The organism is Paraburkholderia sp. CI3 (assembly GCF_050436505.1).
GTDB lineage: Bacteria > Pseudomonadota > Gammaproteobacteria > Burkholderiales > Burkholderiaceae > Paraburkholderia > Paraburkholderia tuberum.
Genome location: NZ_JBNDMI010000003.1, coordinates 140,840 through 157,321, shown reverse-complemented (window position 1 = coordinate 157,321; position 16,482 = coordinate 140,840). Strand labels below are relative to the sequence as shown.

Here is a 16,482-nt window from a genome sequence, read left to right as displayed (position 1 = left end):
AATGTCCGCCGCGCACGACAGTCCAGACAACTATGCTTATAAACGTCTAGACGTTTAGATGAATAGATGCTTCAATACCCACTCGCTGGATCGACAGGAAATCCGATGAGCCCGAGTTCCGTTCCGCCCAATCCACCCTCTTCGCCGTTGCCGGCCGTGTCTTCGGCGGCGCGGCGCGCCTGGATGGCCGTGCTGGCGCGCACGCCGCACGCCGACCTCGAAGCCGCGCTGCAGCGCGCGCTGCAAGGCCGCCCCACCCCCGCCTACGACTGGCTGCGCCCCCCTGAAATCGGCCTCGCGATGGTGCGCGGGCGCATCGGCGGCAGCGGCGATCCGTTCAATCTCGGCGAAGCCACGGTCACGCGCGCCACGCTGCGTCTGCATGCCAGCGGCGACGCCGAAGCCACCGTCGGCGTCGCCTGCCATCTGGGACGCGACCGCCGTCGCGCCGAACTTGCCGCGCTCGCCGATGCCTTGCTGCAGATGCCCGAGCATCACGACAGCCTGCATCGTCAATTGATCGAGCCATTCGCCGCGCAACAGCAGGCCCGGGGCGCGCAACAGCAACAGGACGTCGCGGCGACGCGCGTCGAATTCTTCACGATGGTGCGAGGCGACTGATGGAACGTTCACCGATTGCGTTGTCCACGCTGACGCCGGGTTTCGCGGACCCGGTCCACGATACCCAGGCCGTGTTTCGCACGCTGCTCGACGCGTTGTCGCGGCCCGGCACGATCGGCGTGATCCGCGACGTGCTGCCCGAGTTGCGCAACACGCCGGTCGAACCCGCCGCGTTTGCCGCACTGCTGACGCTCTGCGACTACGCGACGCCGGTGTGGCTCGCGCAGCCTGATCCCGCGCTCGCGTCGGCGTTGCGTTTTCATACCGGCGCGCCGCTCGTCGATGCGCCCGGCAACGCCGCGTTCGTGTTCGTGTATGTGCACGATGCCGACGCGTTGCCATCGCTCGAAAGCTTCGCGCCCGGCAGCGCCGAGTCACCGGAACAATCGGCCACGTTGCTGATCCGCGTCGACGCGCTGACGGGCGGCGCAGCGGTCACGCTGAGCGGCCCCGGCATTCTGGATGCCGAAACGATTTCGCCGGTCGGTCTTCCCGCGCGGTTCTGGCAAGAACGCGCAATGCTCGCGCCGCTGTTTCCGTGCGGCATCGACTGTTATCTGGTTTGCGGCCCGCGCGTGATCGGCCTGCCGCGCACAACCGAAGCGAGGGTGAACTGATGTACGTTGCCGTCAAAGGTGGAGAACGCGCGATCGAAGCGTCGTGGCGCCTGCTCGACAAAGCGCGCCGCGGCGATACGCGAATTGCCGAGCTGAGCGTCGCGCAGATTCGCGAGCAGTTGCGGCTCGCGGTCGCACGCGTGATGACCGAAGGCTCGGTCTACGACGAGGAGCTTGCGGCGCTCGCAATCAAGCAGGCGGCCGGCGATCTGGTCGAGGCGATTTTCCTGCTGCGCGCGTATCGCACCACGTTGCCGCGCTTCGGCTATACGCGCGCCATCGATACCGAAACGATGCAGGTCGAGCGGCGCATCTCGGCGACGTTCAAGGACCTGCCCGGCGGCCAGCTGCTCGGCGCGACCTATGACTACACGCAGCGTCTGCTCGATTTCGCGTTGCTCGCCGATGGTGATGACGCGCGGCAGGACGTGACGCGTGGCAACGCGCCCGTTCCGCAAGAACCGCCAGCGCCAGAATCGATGCCGCGCGTCGTGTCGCTGCTCGACAAGGAAGGCCTGATCGAACAGGAGCGCCCGACACCCGACGGCGCGGAACCCGGCGACCTGTCGCGTGAACCGCTCGCCTTTCCGGCGAGCCGCGCGACGCGTCTGCAAAATCTCGCGCGTGGCGACGAAGGCTTTCTGCTCGCGATGGGCTATGCGACGCAACGCGGCTACGCGCACTCGCATCCGTTCGCGGGCGAGATCCGCTTCGGCACGATCGCGGTCGAGATGGACCTCGACGAACTCGGCGAAGCGGTCGACATCGGCGATATCGACATCACCGAATGCCAGATGATCAACCAGTTCGCGGGCAGCGGCACGGTGCCGCCGACCTTCACGCAGGGCTACGGCCTCGCGTTCGGCCACTCGGAGCGCAAGGCGATGGCGATGGCGCTCGTCGATCGCGCGTTGCGCGCCGAAGAACTCGGCGAGACGCTCGCGTCACCGACGCAGGACATCGAGTTCATGCTGTCGCATAGCGACAACGTCGAGGCGTCGGGCTTCGTGCAGCACCTGAAGCTGCCGCATTACGTCGACTTCCAGGCGGAGCTGGAGCTGGTGCGGCGTTTGCGCGCGCAGCATCGCAGCAACGATGAAACAGGCCACGCCACCGACAAGGAGAAGGCAGCATGAACGCGCCCGACACCGCTGTTGCCAACACCTCATACGACACCGCCGCGCACGGCTACAACTTCGCGTATCTCGACGAGCAGACCAAGCGCATGCTGCGCCGCGCGCTGCTGAAGGCAGTCGCCGTGCCGGGCTACCAGGTGCCGTTCGCGTCGCGCGAAATGCCACTGCCGTACGGCTGGGGCACCGGCGGCATCCAGGTGACGGCCGCGATCATCGGCAGGACGGACACGCTGAAGGTCATCGATCAGGGCTCCGACGAAACCACCAACGCCGTCAACATCCGCCGCTTCTTCGCGCGCACCACGGGTGTGGCGACCACGCGGCACACGAGCGAAGCGACGATCATCCAGACGCGGCACCGGATTCCCGAAACGCCGCTGACCGAGCGGCAGATCCTCGTCTATCAGGTGCCGATGCCCGAGCCGCTGTACCGGCTCGAGCCGCGCGTCGCCGAATGCAAGACGCTGCATGCGCTCGCCGATTACGGGCTGATCAGCGTGAAACTGTACGAGGACATCGTGCATCACGGCAGCATCGCGACCACGTACGACTACCCCGTGATCGTCAATCATCGCTATCTGAGCTCGCCGTCGCCGATCCCGAAGTTTGACAATCCGAAGATGCATATGAACGCCGCGCTGCAACTGTTCGGCGCGGGCCGCGAGCGCCGCATTCACGCGATTCCGCCTTATACGCCGGTGCGCAGCCTCGACTTCGACGATCATCCGTTCGAAGTGCAGAAGTGGCAGCACGCGTGTGCGCTGTGCGGATCGAAGGAAAGCTTTCTCGACGAGATGATCGTCGACGATGCGGGCACGCGCATGTTCGTGTGCTCGGACAGCGACTACTGTCACGGGCGGCGCGGCGATGGCGATAGCGATAGCGACGGCGCTATCGAAGCGCAAGCGCCGCTGCCCCACGCCACGCGCGAAGGAGAATCCGCATGACGCCGCTTCTGAGCGCACGCGCGCTCACCAAACAATATGGCGGCCGCAACGGTTGCCGCAACGTGAGTTTCGATCTGTATCCGGGCGAAGTGCTGTGCATCGTCGGTGAATCGGGTTCGGGCAAGACCACGCTGCTCAACACGCTGGCGCTGAAGACCGAGGCCGATAGCGGCTCGCTGCACTACACCGCGTCGCATGGCGACTCGCTCGATCTGCGCGCGCTGTCCGAGCCGCGCCGCCGTCTGTTGACGCGCACCGAGTGGGGCTTCGTGCAGCAGAATCCGCGCGACGGCCTGCGCAGCGGCGTATCGGCCGGCGCCAACATCGGCGAGCCATTGATGGCGGTCGGCGCGCGCCACTACGGCGAAATTCGCCGCACAGCCACGCAATGGATGGAGCGCGTCGAGCTCGACCCGACGCGCATCGACGAATTCCCCGTCGCGTTTTCGGGCGGTATGCAGCAACGTCTGCAGATCGCGCGCAATCTCGTCACCGGTCCGCGTCTGGTGTTCATGGACGAACCGACCGCCGGTCTCGACGTGTCCGTGCAGGCGCGTCTGCTCGATTTGCTGCGCACGCTGAGCTCGACGCTGCATCTGTCGGTGCTGATCGTCACGCACGATATCGGCGTCGCGCGTCTGCTCGCGCATCGGCTGATGGTGATGCAGGGGGGCGAAGTCGTCGAGGCGGGTCTGACCGATCAGGTGCTCGACGATCCGCAGCACCCGTATACGCAAACGCTGGTTTCCTCGGTTCTGCCGGTTTGAGGTTTACGATGCAATCCACTGAGGTAGTCACTGAGGTAGTCAATGAAGCAGGCAGCGATGCACGCCACGGCGAGCGCGCTTTCGCCGACAACGCGGCGCTGATGCTGCGCGCCATCGGCATCGGCAAGACTTTCACGCTGCACGGCCAGGGCGGCGTGCGGATCGACGCGCTCGCGAACGTCTCGCTCGAGGTCGAGCGCGGTGAATGCGTGGTGCTGGTCGGGCCGTCGGGTGCGGGCAAGAGCACGCTGCTGCGCTGTCTGTACGGCAACTATCTGGCGAGCAGCGGCTCGATCGCGATCCGCGACACCAGCGATCACGGTCGGCCCATTGCAATCACCGGTGCCGAAGCGCGTGACGTGCTGCGGCTGCGCCGTCGCGTGGTCGGCTATGTGAGCCAGTTTTTGCGCGTAATCCCGCGCGTGCCGACGCTTGCGCTGGTCGCCGAGCCGCTGGTCTTGCACGGCGTCGCCGAACCTGAAGCAAACGCGCGCGCCGCTGAATTGCTCGCGCGGCTGAACGTGCCGGAACGTTTGTGGTCGCTCGCGCCCGCGACGTTTTCGGGCGGCGAGCAGCAACGCGTGAACATCGCGCGAGGTTTGATCGCCGGACATCCGCTGCTGCTGCTCGACGAACCGACCGCTTCGCTCGATGCGGAAAACCGCGACGTTGTGGCCGATCTGATCGTCGAGGCGCGCGAGCGCGGCGCGGCGATCGTTGGTATCTTTCACGACGAAGAGACCCGCAACAAGGTCGCGACGCGCCGCCTGGAACTGCGGCCGCCGCTGCGGCACTAAAAATTGACACCAGTCCCGACTGACTACGGAGCAAGTCGATGTTGATCAGCAACGCTCGCATCGTGACGCGAGACGAAGAATTCATTGGCACCGTGCGCGTGGAAGACGGCGTGATTCGCGACGTCGAACGCGGCGCGGGTTTGGCGCGCGACGCCGAAGACTGGGACGGCGATTATCTGCTGCCCGGTCTGATCGAACTGCATACGGACAACCTCGAGAAGCACCTCGTGCCGCGTCCCGGCGTCGAATGGAATACCGACGCGGCCTTCGTGATCCACGACGCGCAGGTCGCCGCTGCCGGCATCACCACGGTATTCGACGCGCTCGCCATCGGCTCGCGCTCGAGCGTTGGGCTGCGTAACCGCGATGTGCAAACGCAATGCGCCGATTCGCTGCTGCGGCTGTCCACGCGTCGACTGCTGCGCGCCGAGCACTTTCTGCATCTGCGCTGCGAGATCGCGACCGCCGACGTGCTCGAGGTATTCGATTCGCTGTGCGCGCATCCGCTGCTGCGGCTCGCGTCGGTGATGGACCATACGCCGGGCCAGCGCCAATGGCACGACCCCGAGCAATGGCGCCGCTTCCAGGAGCGCAACGGCAAGATGAGCGACGAGCGTGTCGCGAGCACGCTCGCCGAACTCGCGGTCGAACAGGAGCGTTACGCGGATGAGCACCGCCGCGAGATCGTCGCGCGTTGCCGGCAGCTCGGCATTCCGGTCGCGAGCCACGACGACACGCTGATCGAGCACGTCGAACAGGCGAAGGCCGAGGGCATCGTGCTCGCCGAATTCCCGACCACACGGATCGCCGCGCAAGCCGCGCGCGAGCATGGCATCGCGACGATCATGGGCGCGCCGAACATCGTGCGCGGTGGCTCGCATTCGGGCAACGTGTCGGCGCTGGAACTCGCGCGCGCGGACCTGCTCGACATCCTGTCGTCGGATTACGTGCCGTCGAGCTTGCTGACCGCGGTGTTCGATCTCGTCGAAAAAGCGGGCTGGTCGCTGCCGCGCGCGATGGCAACGGTCTCGGCCGAGCCGGCGCGCACCGCCGGTCTCACGGACCGCGGCGCGATCGAGCCCGGCCTGCGCGCGGATCTCGTGCGCGTGACGATGCTCGACAAGCTCCCGGTGCCGCGCGCGACTTATCGCGCAGGGGTGCGGATCGTTTGAGTGGGCTGGTTGAGCGCGCCTGCGTCTCAGCTCGACAACGGCACACGCTCCGGCTCGTCGGCCTCGAACCACGCGGGATTGCGCTCGGCGATGGGGCCGAGCGACACGAGGATTTCGCGCAGATGGTGGCGCATCGCGTCTTCTGCGGCGCTCGGGTCGTGCGCGCGCACTGCCGCCTTGCGCACCACCGCGGTTTCGATCGCCTCGCGAATGAAGCGTCCTTCGCGCACCCGGCGCGGGTAAGACCGCGTCACGCGGTGGGCTCCGCCTCGCGCCCCTCGGTCGCATCGCGCGCGGCGTGCGCCTGGGCCAGCTGGGCCTGGGCAGCCCTCGCCTGCCCAGCCTGTTCGTCGAGCCGCATGGCGAGCAGATCCTGATAGCGCAGATACGCGCAACGGCCACCCGATTTCGCCGCATACATCGCGGCATCGGCGTTCAGCAGCAGTTCCTCGGCATTGCCGCTGTCGTGCGGGAACTCGCTGATGCCGATGCTCGCGCCGACCGTCATGCTATTGCCGTCGACGGTCAGCGTTTCGTTCAGCGCGTCCATGATGCGCTCGGCGATTTCTGGCGTGACCTCGGCCGCGCGCTGCCCTTCGATCAGCACGATGAATTCGTCGCCGCCGAGCCGCGCGACCACGTCCCCGGCATACAGCACGTCCTTCAGACGGCGTGCGACCGCGACCAGCACCTTGTCGCCGACCGAGTGACCGAACTGATCGTTGATCTGCTTGAAGCGGTCGAGGTCGACGAACAGCACGGCGAGGCCTTCGCGGCGGAAGCTTGCCTCCTCGATCGCGTTCTCGAGCTTCTGCATGAACAGCATGCGGTTCGGCAAGCCGGTCAGCACGTCGTGCGAGGCCAGATGCACGAGCTCGCTCTGCTTGCTGTGCAGCGTATCCATCTGCGCGCGGATTTCGCAACGCAAACGCTCGAAGCAGCGCGCGAGCACGCCGATTTCGTCGGTGCGTTTGAGCGGCAAGGTGTGCATCGCGTGGTCGGCGAACAGGTGCGTCGCCGCATACGCGAGCAGATGCAGCGGCTTGGTCAGCGCTCGCGCGAACAGGATCGCCAGCAGTACCGACAATGCGCTGAACACCAGCACCATGCGAATGATCCGCGTGCCGAGCTGATTGGCGCCGGTCAGCACGTCCTCGAGCGGCTTCGCGAGACCGAGCACGATGAAGCGGTTGCCCTCGGAACCGCCGAACGGCCGCCGCACGAACGCGAGCACACGGCCGGCCGCCTCGCCGGGTCTAGCGAGACCGTTGATGAGCACCTCGCTTTGGCGTTGCTCGAACAGCTGCTTCGTGGCCGGGAAGCTGTCCTGCATCAGCACGCGCCGGCCGCGGTCGAAGCCGAAGGTTTTCGACGCGTCGGGATGGATCAGGAAGTCGCCCCACTCGTTCGCCAGATAGACCTGATAGTCGCTCGGCAGATCGCTCTGCAAACGCCGCAGCATGCCGGCCAGATCGACATCGATTACGACGACGCCGACCACCGTGCCGCGCGCATCCGCGATCGGCGTGCCGAGACGCAGCGTCGGCTTGCCTTGCGCCGCATGCGTGCCGGATTCGTGATTGACCGAAATCGGCGACGTGTAGATGCGGCCCGGCGAAAACGCGAGCGTTTCGAATACGTAGGGAAACTGAGCTTTTTCCTGCAAATCGTCACCCTCTACACGCACGAGGCCATCGCTGTCGCGATCGAAACGGATCAGTTCGAGACCGTGATGCTGCCGCGTGATCAGCCGCACCTGCAGATACTCCGGGTGGTGCAGCATGAAGCTCGAATACACCTGCGCGAGCCGCTCGCGGCCGAGGTTCGGGCCGATACCGTCGTCGGTCTGCGCGACGCTCACCGACGACGGCATCGTCGCGAGCACGAGCGCGTCCGCCGCGACGTCGTCGATCGATACCGCGATGCGCTGGCCGAGCAGCTCCGTCGACGTCTGCAGGCTGTGCTCCGCTTCGTTGACCAGCATCGTGCGATTCGCGCGATACGCGTAATAGCCGGTCGCGCCCGACGCCAGCACGCCGATGCACGCGAGCAGCACGGATAGCTTGAAGGTCAGGCCGCGATGCAGCATCAGAAGCGCTCCGAACGGTCGCCCGACACGATGCGCGTCCACAGTTGCTCGCGGCGCTCGATATCTTCCACCGGACTGATCCAGACGATGTGCGCGTTGGCGCTGCCTTCGGCCGGCTCGGTCAGCGTGTTCGCGAGCCCCTGGCGCTGTGTCAGCAACGCGCTCACGCTCGGCTCGAGCATGTAGTTGATCCATGCGAGCGCGAGCGGCTGGTCGCTCGCCGCGCGCGTCATCGACCAGCAATCGAGCCACGCGAGCGCGCCTTCGTCCGGAATTACGTAGCCGACGTCGGCGCCCGCGCGCCGCAGCAACTGCACCTGCTGCGTGCCGTAGTTGCCGAACATCAACGCGACCTTGTGCTGGATGAAGAATGCGGTCGCCTCTTCGGGCAGCGTGTAGTAGGTCAGCAGGTTGCGGCGCAGATCGACGAGCTTGTGCGCGATCGTGCGCATCTGCGCGGGGTCGAGTTGAAACGGATGCGGATAGCCGAGCGCAAGCGCGGTGAACGAGAAGTTGTGCTGCGCGCTATTGAAGTCGAGCACCTTGCCACGATAGCGCGGGTTCCACAGTTCGAGCATCGAATGCGGCGCAACCGGAATCTGCTTGCGATCGTAGATGAGTCCCATCGACGAATACGTGAACGGAATCGCGTATACCTTGCCCGCCGAGGTCAGGCCGTCGATCGAGCCGAGCGCCTGGAAACGCGGCAACTGCTTCTTCGTATTCGGCAGACTCGCGAGATCGAGCGGCGCGAGCAGCTTCGCCTGCGTATAGCGGCGGATTTCGGCGGTGTTGGCGGCGAGTACGTCGAACGGCGGCGCGCCCTTGCTGTGCATCTGCGCCCACAGCGCCTCATCGGAATCGACGAGCGTGACCTCGACCTTCGCGCCGTAGCGCGCTTCGAACGCCTTCACGACGTCCGGGTCCGCATAGCCGGGCCATGCGAGAACGTGCAGCACTTTCTCGGCGGCCGCTGCGGGCGTCGCCGCGCCGAAACCCGCGCACAGCAATGCGCCTATCAGAACGCGCGACACGCGGGGTAAAAACCCGGAAAAAACGTCGCACGAAAATCCGGATGCGCCAATCGATGAAAATCCCGATGTAACGCTCGACAAAAAACTGTCAAAAAAACGGCGTTGCAATAATGCCGCGCGAGCCCGCACGCCGGCGCTCGCGATTTGTCGCTTAAAAGTCTGTTTACGACAGCCTGTTCGATCCGCCGTGAACAACATCGTGTGCATGCATAACACCGTTGAGCAGAAAGGCCATGTGAGCGAGCGCAAACGCGCGGAATTTGAATCTTGACGGCTATCCAACGACCTGCGCCCGAGCGATCGCCGCCTGCGCGGGCGGTCGGCGTCCAACGCAGGGAGCATCGATGATAGCGCCAAAGCCTTTGTTTTTGCACCGGTTCGAAACGGCGGGGCAAAAATATCGGTGTTGGTAATAACGTGCAAGGCAATAGCCTCGAGGCTGTTCTTAATTAACGGCAAATTCAGCCGCGAGCTTTAACGATCCGTCCACGTTTCAAACTCGCGTTTCAAACCGTTTTTCGGTGAACTCGCGAGAAAACCGGCGTAAATCCCAGTCGATTACGCTCGCCGGCCCTTCGTATTACCGCTCGTGCATTGCATCCGCGTTACGCAAACCCGACCAACGGTGTACGATCCGGCAACACCGGCTGGGGCGCAAGCGTTGCTCTAGAGGGCCTCCTCCCGCGCCATCCGGTGTTTTACTAGCTTCCCAATATTTTTGAACTGGTAAGCTTGGCGCGCGTTGCAGGCCACCCCGGCTTGCATCCTGACCAGAAGCCCGTTTGCGAGTCGCGCCGGGCGTCCCGAGGCGGCACAACCGCCGAGGGCGTAATTGAACTACACCGAGGAGTAAAAACAGTGAAAAAACTGCTAGCGGCTTTGACGGTTGCTCTGCTTGCCACCGTCTCGATTGGCGCACACGCGAAAGATTGGTCGACGATCCGTTTTGGTGTTGATGCCAGCTATCCCCCGTTCGAGTCGAAAGGCGCGGACGGCAAGCTCGTGGGCTTCGATATCGACCTCGGCAACGAAATCTGCAAGCGCGTCGGTGCGAAGTGCGTGTGGGTGGAAAACGACTTCGACGGCATGATCCCGGCACTGAAGGCGAAGAAGTTCGACGGCGTGCTGTCGTCGATGTCGATGACGCCGCAACGCGCCGAACAGATCGCTTTCTCGTCGAAGCTGTTCAACACGCCGACGCGCCTCGTCGCGAAGCAGGGCTCGGGCATCCTGCCGACCGCTGAATCGCTGAAGGGCAAGACGGTGGGCGTCGAACAGGGCACCATCCAGGAAACCTACGCGAAGACCTACTGGGAACCGGCGGGCGCGAAAGTCGTGGCGTATCAGAACCAGGACCAGGTCTACGCCGACCTGATCTCGGGCCGTCTGGACGCAGCGCTGCAAGACGCGGTGCAGGCTGACCAGGGCTTCCTGAAGACGCCGCGCGGCAAGGGCTTCGCGTTCGTCGGCAAGGACCTCGACGATCCGAAGATCCTCGGCAATGGCGCCGGCATCGGCATGCGCAAGGAAGACACCGATCTGAAGGTGAAGGTCGACAAGGCGATCGCCGACATGATCAAGGACGGCACCTACAAGAAGATCGAGAAGAAGTACTTCGACTTCGACGTGTACGGCAGCTAAATCGCCCACGCGCGCCGTACGGCGCGCCGGCAGCGTGTCCGAAACGGGCTCCGCGACGCGGAGCCCGTTTTGTTTTTGCGGCTCCACATCTAGCCACATCAAGCCACATCGTGTGGCATATCGGCTAAGATCGTGCGAGACGCGGCTCCCCTGAGACAGGTTGCCGCAGTCCGCGCATGCGGACCACGCGCGCTGCCGGCGCGCATCTTTCCCCTTGCAATCAACCACCTAGCGCGGCTGCTCCGACCGGGCCGCGAAGCCAAAACCATGCAAACCCTGACCCATCCGCTGATTGCCCCGTCGCTTGGCACCGCCCGTGAACTGACGAGTTTCCACTACGGCCCCGGCGACGGCCAGAAAATCTATATCCAGTCGTCGCTGCATGCGGACGAACTGCCCGGGATGCTGGTGTCGTGGACGCTGCGCCGCAAGCTGGCCGCGCTCGAAGCCGCGGGCAAGCTGCGTGGCGAAGTCGTGGTCGTGCCGGTGCCGAATCCGATCGGCCTTAATCAGCATCTGCTCGGCCAGATGCTCGGCCGCTTCGAAACCGGCAGCGCGCAGAACTTCAACCGCAACTTCTACGACCTCGCGGAACTCGTGCAGCCGTTCATCGAATCGCGTCTGACCAGCGACATCGACGCGAACCGCGCCGCCATCCGCGCGGCGATGCGCGAAGCGCTCGACGCGCAGCAGCCGACCACCGAACTCGGCTCGCAACGCCTCGCGCTGCAAAAGCTCTCGTACGACGCCGACGTCGTGCTCGATCTGCATTGCGACTGGGAAGCCGCGATGCACCTGTACACCAATCCGGACCTGTGGCCCGAAGTCGAGCCGCTCGCGCGCTACCTGGACGCGAAGGCGTCGCTGCTCGCGCTGAACTCGGTCGGCAATCCGTTCGACGAGATCCACAGCTTCTGCTGGTCGGATCTGCGCGGCCGTTTCGGCGAGCGCTTCCCGATCCCGAACGGCGGCATCTCGGTCACGATCGAACTGCGCGGCCAGCGCGATGTGTCGTACGAACTCGCGGAAAAAGACGCGCAGGCGATCATCGAGTATCTGACCTCGCGCGGCGTGGTCGACGGCGAGCCGGCGCCGATGCCGGCGCTCGAATTCGCGGCGACGCCGCTCGCAGGCGCCGAGCCGCTCGTCGCGCCGATCAGCGGCGTGCTCGTCTACCGCTGCGCGGTCGGCACGTGGGTGGACGTGGGCCAGGAAATCGCGGACATCGTCGATCCGTTGACGGACCGCGTCGTCACGATCAAAAACACCGTGGCCGGCGTGCTGTACGCGCGGCATCTGGCGCGTTTCGCGACGGCCGGCCTCGAATTCGCGCGCATCGCCGGCCAGACGCCGTTCCGCAGCGGCTCGTTGCTGAGCAACTGACGCCAGAGCCGCTGCGACCGTCGCTGCTGTCGCGGCCGGCCATGTAACTGCATTTTCACGCACCAGCTGAAATAACCGATCGCCCGCCGCCAGGCGGGCGATTCGCTGCCACGCGTCCAGCCTCGCTCCCAGGGTCGACCGACCCGCCCCGCCACCGATACACCTGCCTCCGGTGCACACGCAAAGTGTCGCGCCGACACGACACCGTGGAAAGAATTTTTCAGTGTCACATACCTTACTCAGCGCTCCCTTAAATTGCCGGCCATCGCGCGACGTTGCCGCAGAGCAGCGCGTCGCGATCGCCAAAATTTGCTAACTCGGAGAAGTATGTTGAACAAGAAAATCCTGACCGCCGCTACGTTTGCCGTCTTCGCCTCCGCCGCTCACGCACAAAGCAGCGTCACGCTGTACGGCCTGATCGATGCCGGTATCAGCTACGTGAACAACTCGAAAACGGCCACCGGCCACAGCAGCCTGACCAAGTACGACGACGGCGTCGCGAACGGCAGCCGCTGGGGCCTGCGTGGCACGGAAGACCTTGGTAATGGCCTGAAGGCGCTGTTCGTGTTGGAAAACGGCTTCAACAGCGGAAACGGCACCGCCGGCCAGGGCGGCGCGATGTTCGGCCGCCAGGCGTACGTCGGCGTGTCGCAGAACAACGTCGGCTCGCTGACGTTCGGTCGCCAGTACTCGTTCTCGACCGACTACCTCGGCTCCAACTACGCGACCGGCGGCCAGACCGTCGCGGGCAACTACGCTTACCACATCAACGACGTCGACCAGCTCACGTCGAGCCGTATCAACAACTCGGTCAAGTTCAGCAGCGCGAACTTCTCCGGCCTGACCTTCGGCGCGATGTACGGCTTCTCGAACACGGCAGGCGGCTTTGCCGGCACGCCGGGTACGGGCACGTCCACTGCCCCGGTGGCAGGTTCGTCGCGCGCTTACAGCTTCGGCGCGAACTACGCGAACGGCCCGTTCGGTATCGGCGCGGCGTACACGGACATCCGTTATCCGGGCCAGGCATCGCCGGCCTTCTCGACTTCGCTGGCAAACGTCACCTTCCCGACGATCGGCAACGGCCAGATCCAGGATCTGCGCACGTTCGGCGTTGGCGGCCGCTACGCATTCGGCCCGGCGACGCTGTGGGCCCTGTACACGAACACGCGCCTCGCACCGATCTCGGGTGGGTCGACCACGTTCGCCGCCTACGAAGCAGGCGCGAAGTACGCGGTCACGCCGGCTATCACGGCAGGTGCGGGCTACACGTACATGCACCTGAGCGGCGCGAACGTCGGTCACTGGAACCAGGTGAACCTGAGCGGCGACTACGCGCTGTCGAAGCGCACGGACGTGTACGTGCTGGGCATCTATCAGATCGCGTCGGGCCGCAACGGCACGCAGGATCTGCAGGCACAGATCGGTTCGAGCTCGAGCTACTTCAGCACGTCGGGCGTCGGCGCCGACAATCAGCTGGCGTTCCGTCTCGGTCTGCGTCACAAGTTCTAAGCAGACGGTTCGCGGTGGGGAACATCTGTGTTCCCTGCCTGATCGAATCGATGGAAAGCGCCCTACGGGGCGCTTTTTCTTTTGCGGCGCGCAATCAGTCGAGCAACGCCGGATTCTCGATCGCGCCCGTCAGCAATTCGACGAACGCCGGATCGAACGCGAGGCCTTCGAGACTGCATGCGATATCGAATAGCTGGGTCATCTCGATTCTGCTTTGCCGTTTCGGCAACGATATCTGCCAAATATTGTAATTGTCTATCAATATCGTCCACCCCAACATCGGGTCACACGCTTCGATCCCGCGCCCGCGCCGCTCACGCGACACTGCCGGCGCGCCTCCCAATGCCGCCAGAGGACTTCGTCATGAGCATGGACTCCGTCACCACCGCCGACGCGCTCGCGCGGCACACTTCGCGCTCGAGCGTATCGCGGCTGATTCTCGCGACCTCGATCGGCAACGCACTGGAGTTCTACGATCTGGTCGTGTACGGCTACTTCGCGGCCGTGCTGTCGCGCACGTTTTTTCCGGTGCACGACCGCACCGTGTCGCTGCTGCTCACGCTCGGCACCTTCGCGCTGTCGTATCTCGCGCGACCGATCGGCGCGCTCGCGCTCGGCTCGTTCAGCGACCGCAAAGGCCGCAAGGCATCGTTGACGCTATCGATTGCGATGATGACGCTCGGCACCAGCATGATCGCGTTGATGCCGTCGTATGCGGCGATCGGCGTGCTCGCGCCGATCGGCGTATTCGCGTCGCGGCTGTTGCAGGGATTCTCGGCGGGCGGCGAGTTCGGCAGTTCGACCGCGTTTCTGATCGAACATGCGCCGGAGCGCAAAGGCTTCATGGCGAGCTGGCAGTTCTCGAGCCAGGGCGCGAGCACGGTGCTGGCGTCGCTGTTCGGCGCGGTGTTGACGAGCACGCTGACGACCGCGCAACTCGAAGGCTGGGGCTGGCGCATTCCGTTCCTGTTCGGCATGCTGATCGGTCCGGTCGGGCTCTACATTCGCCGCCGCATCGACGAAACGCCGGAGTTCGAGCGCGCGGAAAAATCCGCCGCGCCGGTGCGAGAACTGCTCGCGACGCAAAAGGAACGGGTGCTCGTGTCGATCGGCGTGCTCGTGCTGACCACCACGGCCAACTACATGCTGCTCTACATGCCGACCTACGCGGCGCGGCAGCTCGGACTCGCACCATCGTCGGGCTTCATCGCGACGCTCGCGGCCGGTCTGATCATGATGATGCTCACGCCGGTCGTCGGTCATCTGTCCGACAAGGTAGGCCGCGTGCGCATCATGCTCGGCGCCGGCGTGCTGTTCTTCGCGACCGTGTATCCCGCCTTCGTGCTGATGAACGCGCGCCCGTCGCTCGGCTCGTTGCTTGCCGCGGTCACGTGGGTCGCGTTGCTGAAGGCGACCTACTTCGCGCCGATTCCGGCCTTGATGTCCGAGTTGTTCCCGACCCGCACGCGCACGACCGGCATGGCGTTCGGCTACAACATCGGCACCACCGTGTTCGGGGGCTTCACGCCGCTCGCCGTTGCCGCGCTGATCGCGGCGACCGGCAATAATCTCGCGCCCGGACTCTATCTGATGCTCGCGGCCGTGCTCAGCCTTTTCACCGTGATGTGGGCACGCGTGCGACTGCACGCACGCTGAGTCTCTGCCTCGCGGGCTTCGTTGAACCGACAGGACCTTATCCATGCAAGACCGTTTGCAGCAAGCCGTGCAGTTCGCGGTGGATCATGAATCGCTTTGGGACCGCCACGTGAGTGGCGCATGGGGTGTGCACGTGAACGACCCGCCGCCGTGGAACAGGCTGCTCGGTCCCGTGCATGATCGCGGGCCGGTGTCTGGCGCGATCGCCGTCGACGGCCGCGTGCTGACGAGCTGGGGCGAACCGGATCGCGCCGACCTGACCTTCAGTGTCGCGAAGATGTACCTCGCGCTGCTGGCCGGCGTCGCGCACGATCGCGGCCTGTTGCCCGACGTCGACGAACCGGTGCGCGTGCGCGTACCCGACATCGGCTTCGACGACGAACACAACGCGCCGATCAGCTGGGCGCATCTACTACAGCAAACGAGCGAATGGCGCGGCACGTACTTCGGTTTGTCGGATCAGGCGGATCACTACCGTGCGGTCAATTTCGCCGCGCCGCCCGATGGCAAAAAAGGCGATCTGCGTCCGCCGCAACGGCCGGGCACGTACTGGGAATACAACGACGTCCGCATCAACCAGTTCTCGCTCGCGCTGCTGCATCTGTTCCGTCAGCCGCTGCCCGAGGTGTTTCGCGAAGCGATCATGCGGCCTTCGGGGGCGAGCGAAAACTGGCAATGGGTCGGCTACGACAATGCGTGGGTCGAAATCGACGGGCGACGCATGCAGTCGGTGCCGGGCGGCACGCACTGGGGCGGCGGCATATCGGTCAGCGCGAACGATCAGTTGAAGGTCGCACAGATGCTGCTCGACGACGGCGTCGCGAACGGCCAGCGCGTGCTGTCGTCCGAATGGATCGCGCGCATGCGCACGCCGTGCGCGATCGCGCCGTTCTATGGCTACCTCGTGTGGCTCAACACCGGGCGCAAGGTGTTCCCGAACGTGCCGGAGTCGAGCTATTTCGGTGTCGGCGCAGGCAGTTCGTTCACGTGGGTCGAACCGGAGCGGCGCATGACGGTGGTCGTGCGCTGGCTGAATCCGGCCGCGGCGAACGAGTTCTTCGGACTCGTGCTCGACGCGGTCGACAACCTCGGCCAATAGCCATTAGCGGCGCA

14 protein-coding genes and 1 pseudogene are annotated in these 16,482 nt (G+C 65.0%); 12 read left to right on the top strand and 3 right to left on the bottom strand.

The window, feature by feature from the left end; genetic code table 11:
* The first annotated feature begins 105 nt into the window (after nucleotides 1-105).
* The 7 genes from phnG to OKW29_RS09535 are packed head-to-tail and all read left to right on the top strand — an operon-like array spanning nucleotide 106 to nucleotide 6,057.
* Nucleotides 106-621 (top strand): phosphonate C-P lyase system protein PhnG, encoded by a 516-nt coding sequence (gene phnG, locus OKW29_RS09565; protein ID WP_429290879.1) that lies wholly within the window; start codon nucleotides 106-108, stop codon nucleotides 619-621.
* Nucleotides 621-1,238, top strand: a complete 618-nt coding sequence (phnH, locus tag OKW29_RS09560) for a phosphonate C-P lyase system protein PhnH (protein ID WP_429290878.1) — start codon at nucleotides 621-623, stop codon at nucleotides 1,236-1,238. Before phnG ends, phnH begins: the two co-directional genes overlap by 1 nt.
* On the top strand, nucleotides 1,238-2,374 hold the full coding sequence (locus OKW29_RS09555) for a carbon-phosphorus lyase complex subunit PhnI (RefSeq protein WP_429290877.1): 1,137 nt from the start codon (nucleotides 1,238-1,240) through the stop codon (nucleotides 2,372-2,374). The genes phnH and OKW29_RS09555 overlap by 1 nt, the downstream gene beginning before the upstream one ends.
* A complete protein-coding gene (locus OKW29_RS09550) occupies nucleotides 2,371-3,321 on the top strand; it encodes an alpha-D-ribose 1-methylphosphonate 5-phosphate C-P-lyase PhnJ (RefSeq protein WP_429290876.1) in 951 nt (316 codons plus the stop codon). The genes OKW29_RS09555 and OKW29_RS09550 overlap by 4 nt, the downstream gene beginning before the upstream one ends.
* Entirely contained in the window at nucleotides 3,318-4,088 is a 771-nt protein-coding gene (gene phnK, locus OKW29_RS09545; protein ID WP_429290875.1) for a phosphonate C-P lyase system protein PhnK, read from the top strand. The genes OKW29_RS09550 and phnK overlap by 4 nt, the downstream gene beginning before the upstream one ends.
* A gap of 8 nt (nucleotides 4,089-4,096) precedes the next feature.
* Nucleotides 4,097-4,885, top strand: coding sequence for a phosphonate C-P lyase system protein PhnL (phnL, locus tag OKW29_RS09540; RefSeq protein ID WP_429290874.1), 789 nt, complete (start codon nucleotides 4,097-4,099; stop codon nucleotides 4,883-4,885).
* Between the two features lie 38 nt (nucleotides 4,886-4,923).
* A complete protein-coding gene (locus OKW29_RS09535; RefSeq protein ID WP_429290873.1) occupies nucleotides 4,924-6,057 on the top strand; it encodes an alpha-D-ribose 1-methylphosphonate 5-triphosphate diphosphatase in 1,134 nt (377 codons plus the stop codon).
* 26 nt (nucleotides 6,058-6,083) lie between these two features.
* Here the strand turns inward: OKW29_RS09535 and OKW29_RS09530 are convergent.
* From OKW29_RS09530 to OKW29_RS09520, 3 genes and pseudogenes are all read right to left on the bottom strand, one after another.
* A pseudogene (locus OKW29_RS09530) lies at nucleotides 6,084-6,311 on the bottom strand (hypothetical protein); the annotation flags it as partial.
* The gene (locus tag OKW29_RS09525) at nucleotides 6,308-8,146 is read right to left on the bottom strand and encodes a diguanylate cyclase domain-containing protein (RefSeq protein WP_187613752.1); all 1,839 of its coding nucleotides are present in this window, start codon (nucleotides 8,144-8,146) and stop codon (nucleotides 6,308-6,310) included. The pseudogene OKW29_RS09530 and the gene OKW29_RS09525, both read right to left, overlap by 4 nt.
* Entirely contained in the window at nucleotides 8,146-9,387 is a 1,242-nt protein-coding gene (locus OKW29_RS09520; RefSeq protein WP_429290872.1) for an extracellular solute-binding protein, read from the bottom strand. The genes OKW29_RS09525 and OKW29_RS09520 overlap by 1 nt, the downstream gene beginning before the upstream one ends.
* 651 nt (nucleotides 9,388-10,038) lie before the next feature.
* On the opposite strand from OKW29_RS09520, the gene OKW29_RS09515 reads away from it, so the two are divergent.
* The 5 genes from OKW29_RS09515 (at nucleotide 10,039) to OKW29_RS09495 (ending at nucleotide 16,468) form a co-directional block, all read left to right on the top strand.
* Complete coding sequence (locus OKW29_RS09515; RefSeq protein WP_184039263.1) at nucleotides 10,039-10,821, top strand: ABC transporter substrate-binding protein; 783 nt, start codon at nucleotides 10,039-10,041, stop codon at nucleotides 10,819-10,821.
* 267 nt (nucleotides 10,822-11,088) lie between these two features.
* On the top strand, nucleotides 11,089-12,204 hold the full coding sequence (locus OKW29_RS09510) for a succinylglutamate desuccinylase/aspartoacylase family protein (RefSeq protein ID WP_429290871.1): 1,116 nt from the start codon (nucleotides 11,089-11,091) through the stop codon (nucleotides 12,202-12,204).
* Between the two features lie 330 nt (nucleotides 12,205-12,534).
* Nucleotides 12,535-13,713 carry a porin gene (locus tag OKW29_RS09505; RefSeq protein WP_429292472.1) on the top strand — a complete coding sequence of 393 codons (1,179 nt, stop codon included), beginning with the start codon at nucleotides 12,535-12,537 and terminating at the stop codon, nucleotides 13,711-13,713.
* 363 nt (nucleotides 13,714-14,076) lie between these two features.
* A complete protein-coding gene (locus OKW29_RS09500; protein WP_184073377.1) occupies nucleotides 14,077-15,369 on the top strand; it encodes an MFS transporter in 1,293 nt (430 codons plus the stop codon).
* Between the two features lie 43 nt (nucleotides 15,370-15,412).
* A complete protein-coding gene (locus OKW29_RS09495) occupies nucleotides 15,413-16,468 on the top strand; it encodes a serine hydrolase domain-containing protein (protein WP_429290870.1) in 1,056 nt (351 codons plus the stop codon).
* The last annotated feature ends 14 nt before the right edge of the window (nucleotides 16,469-16,482 follow it).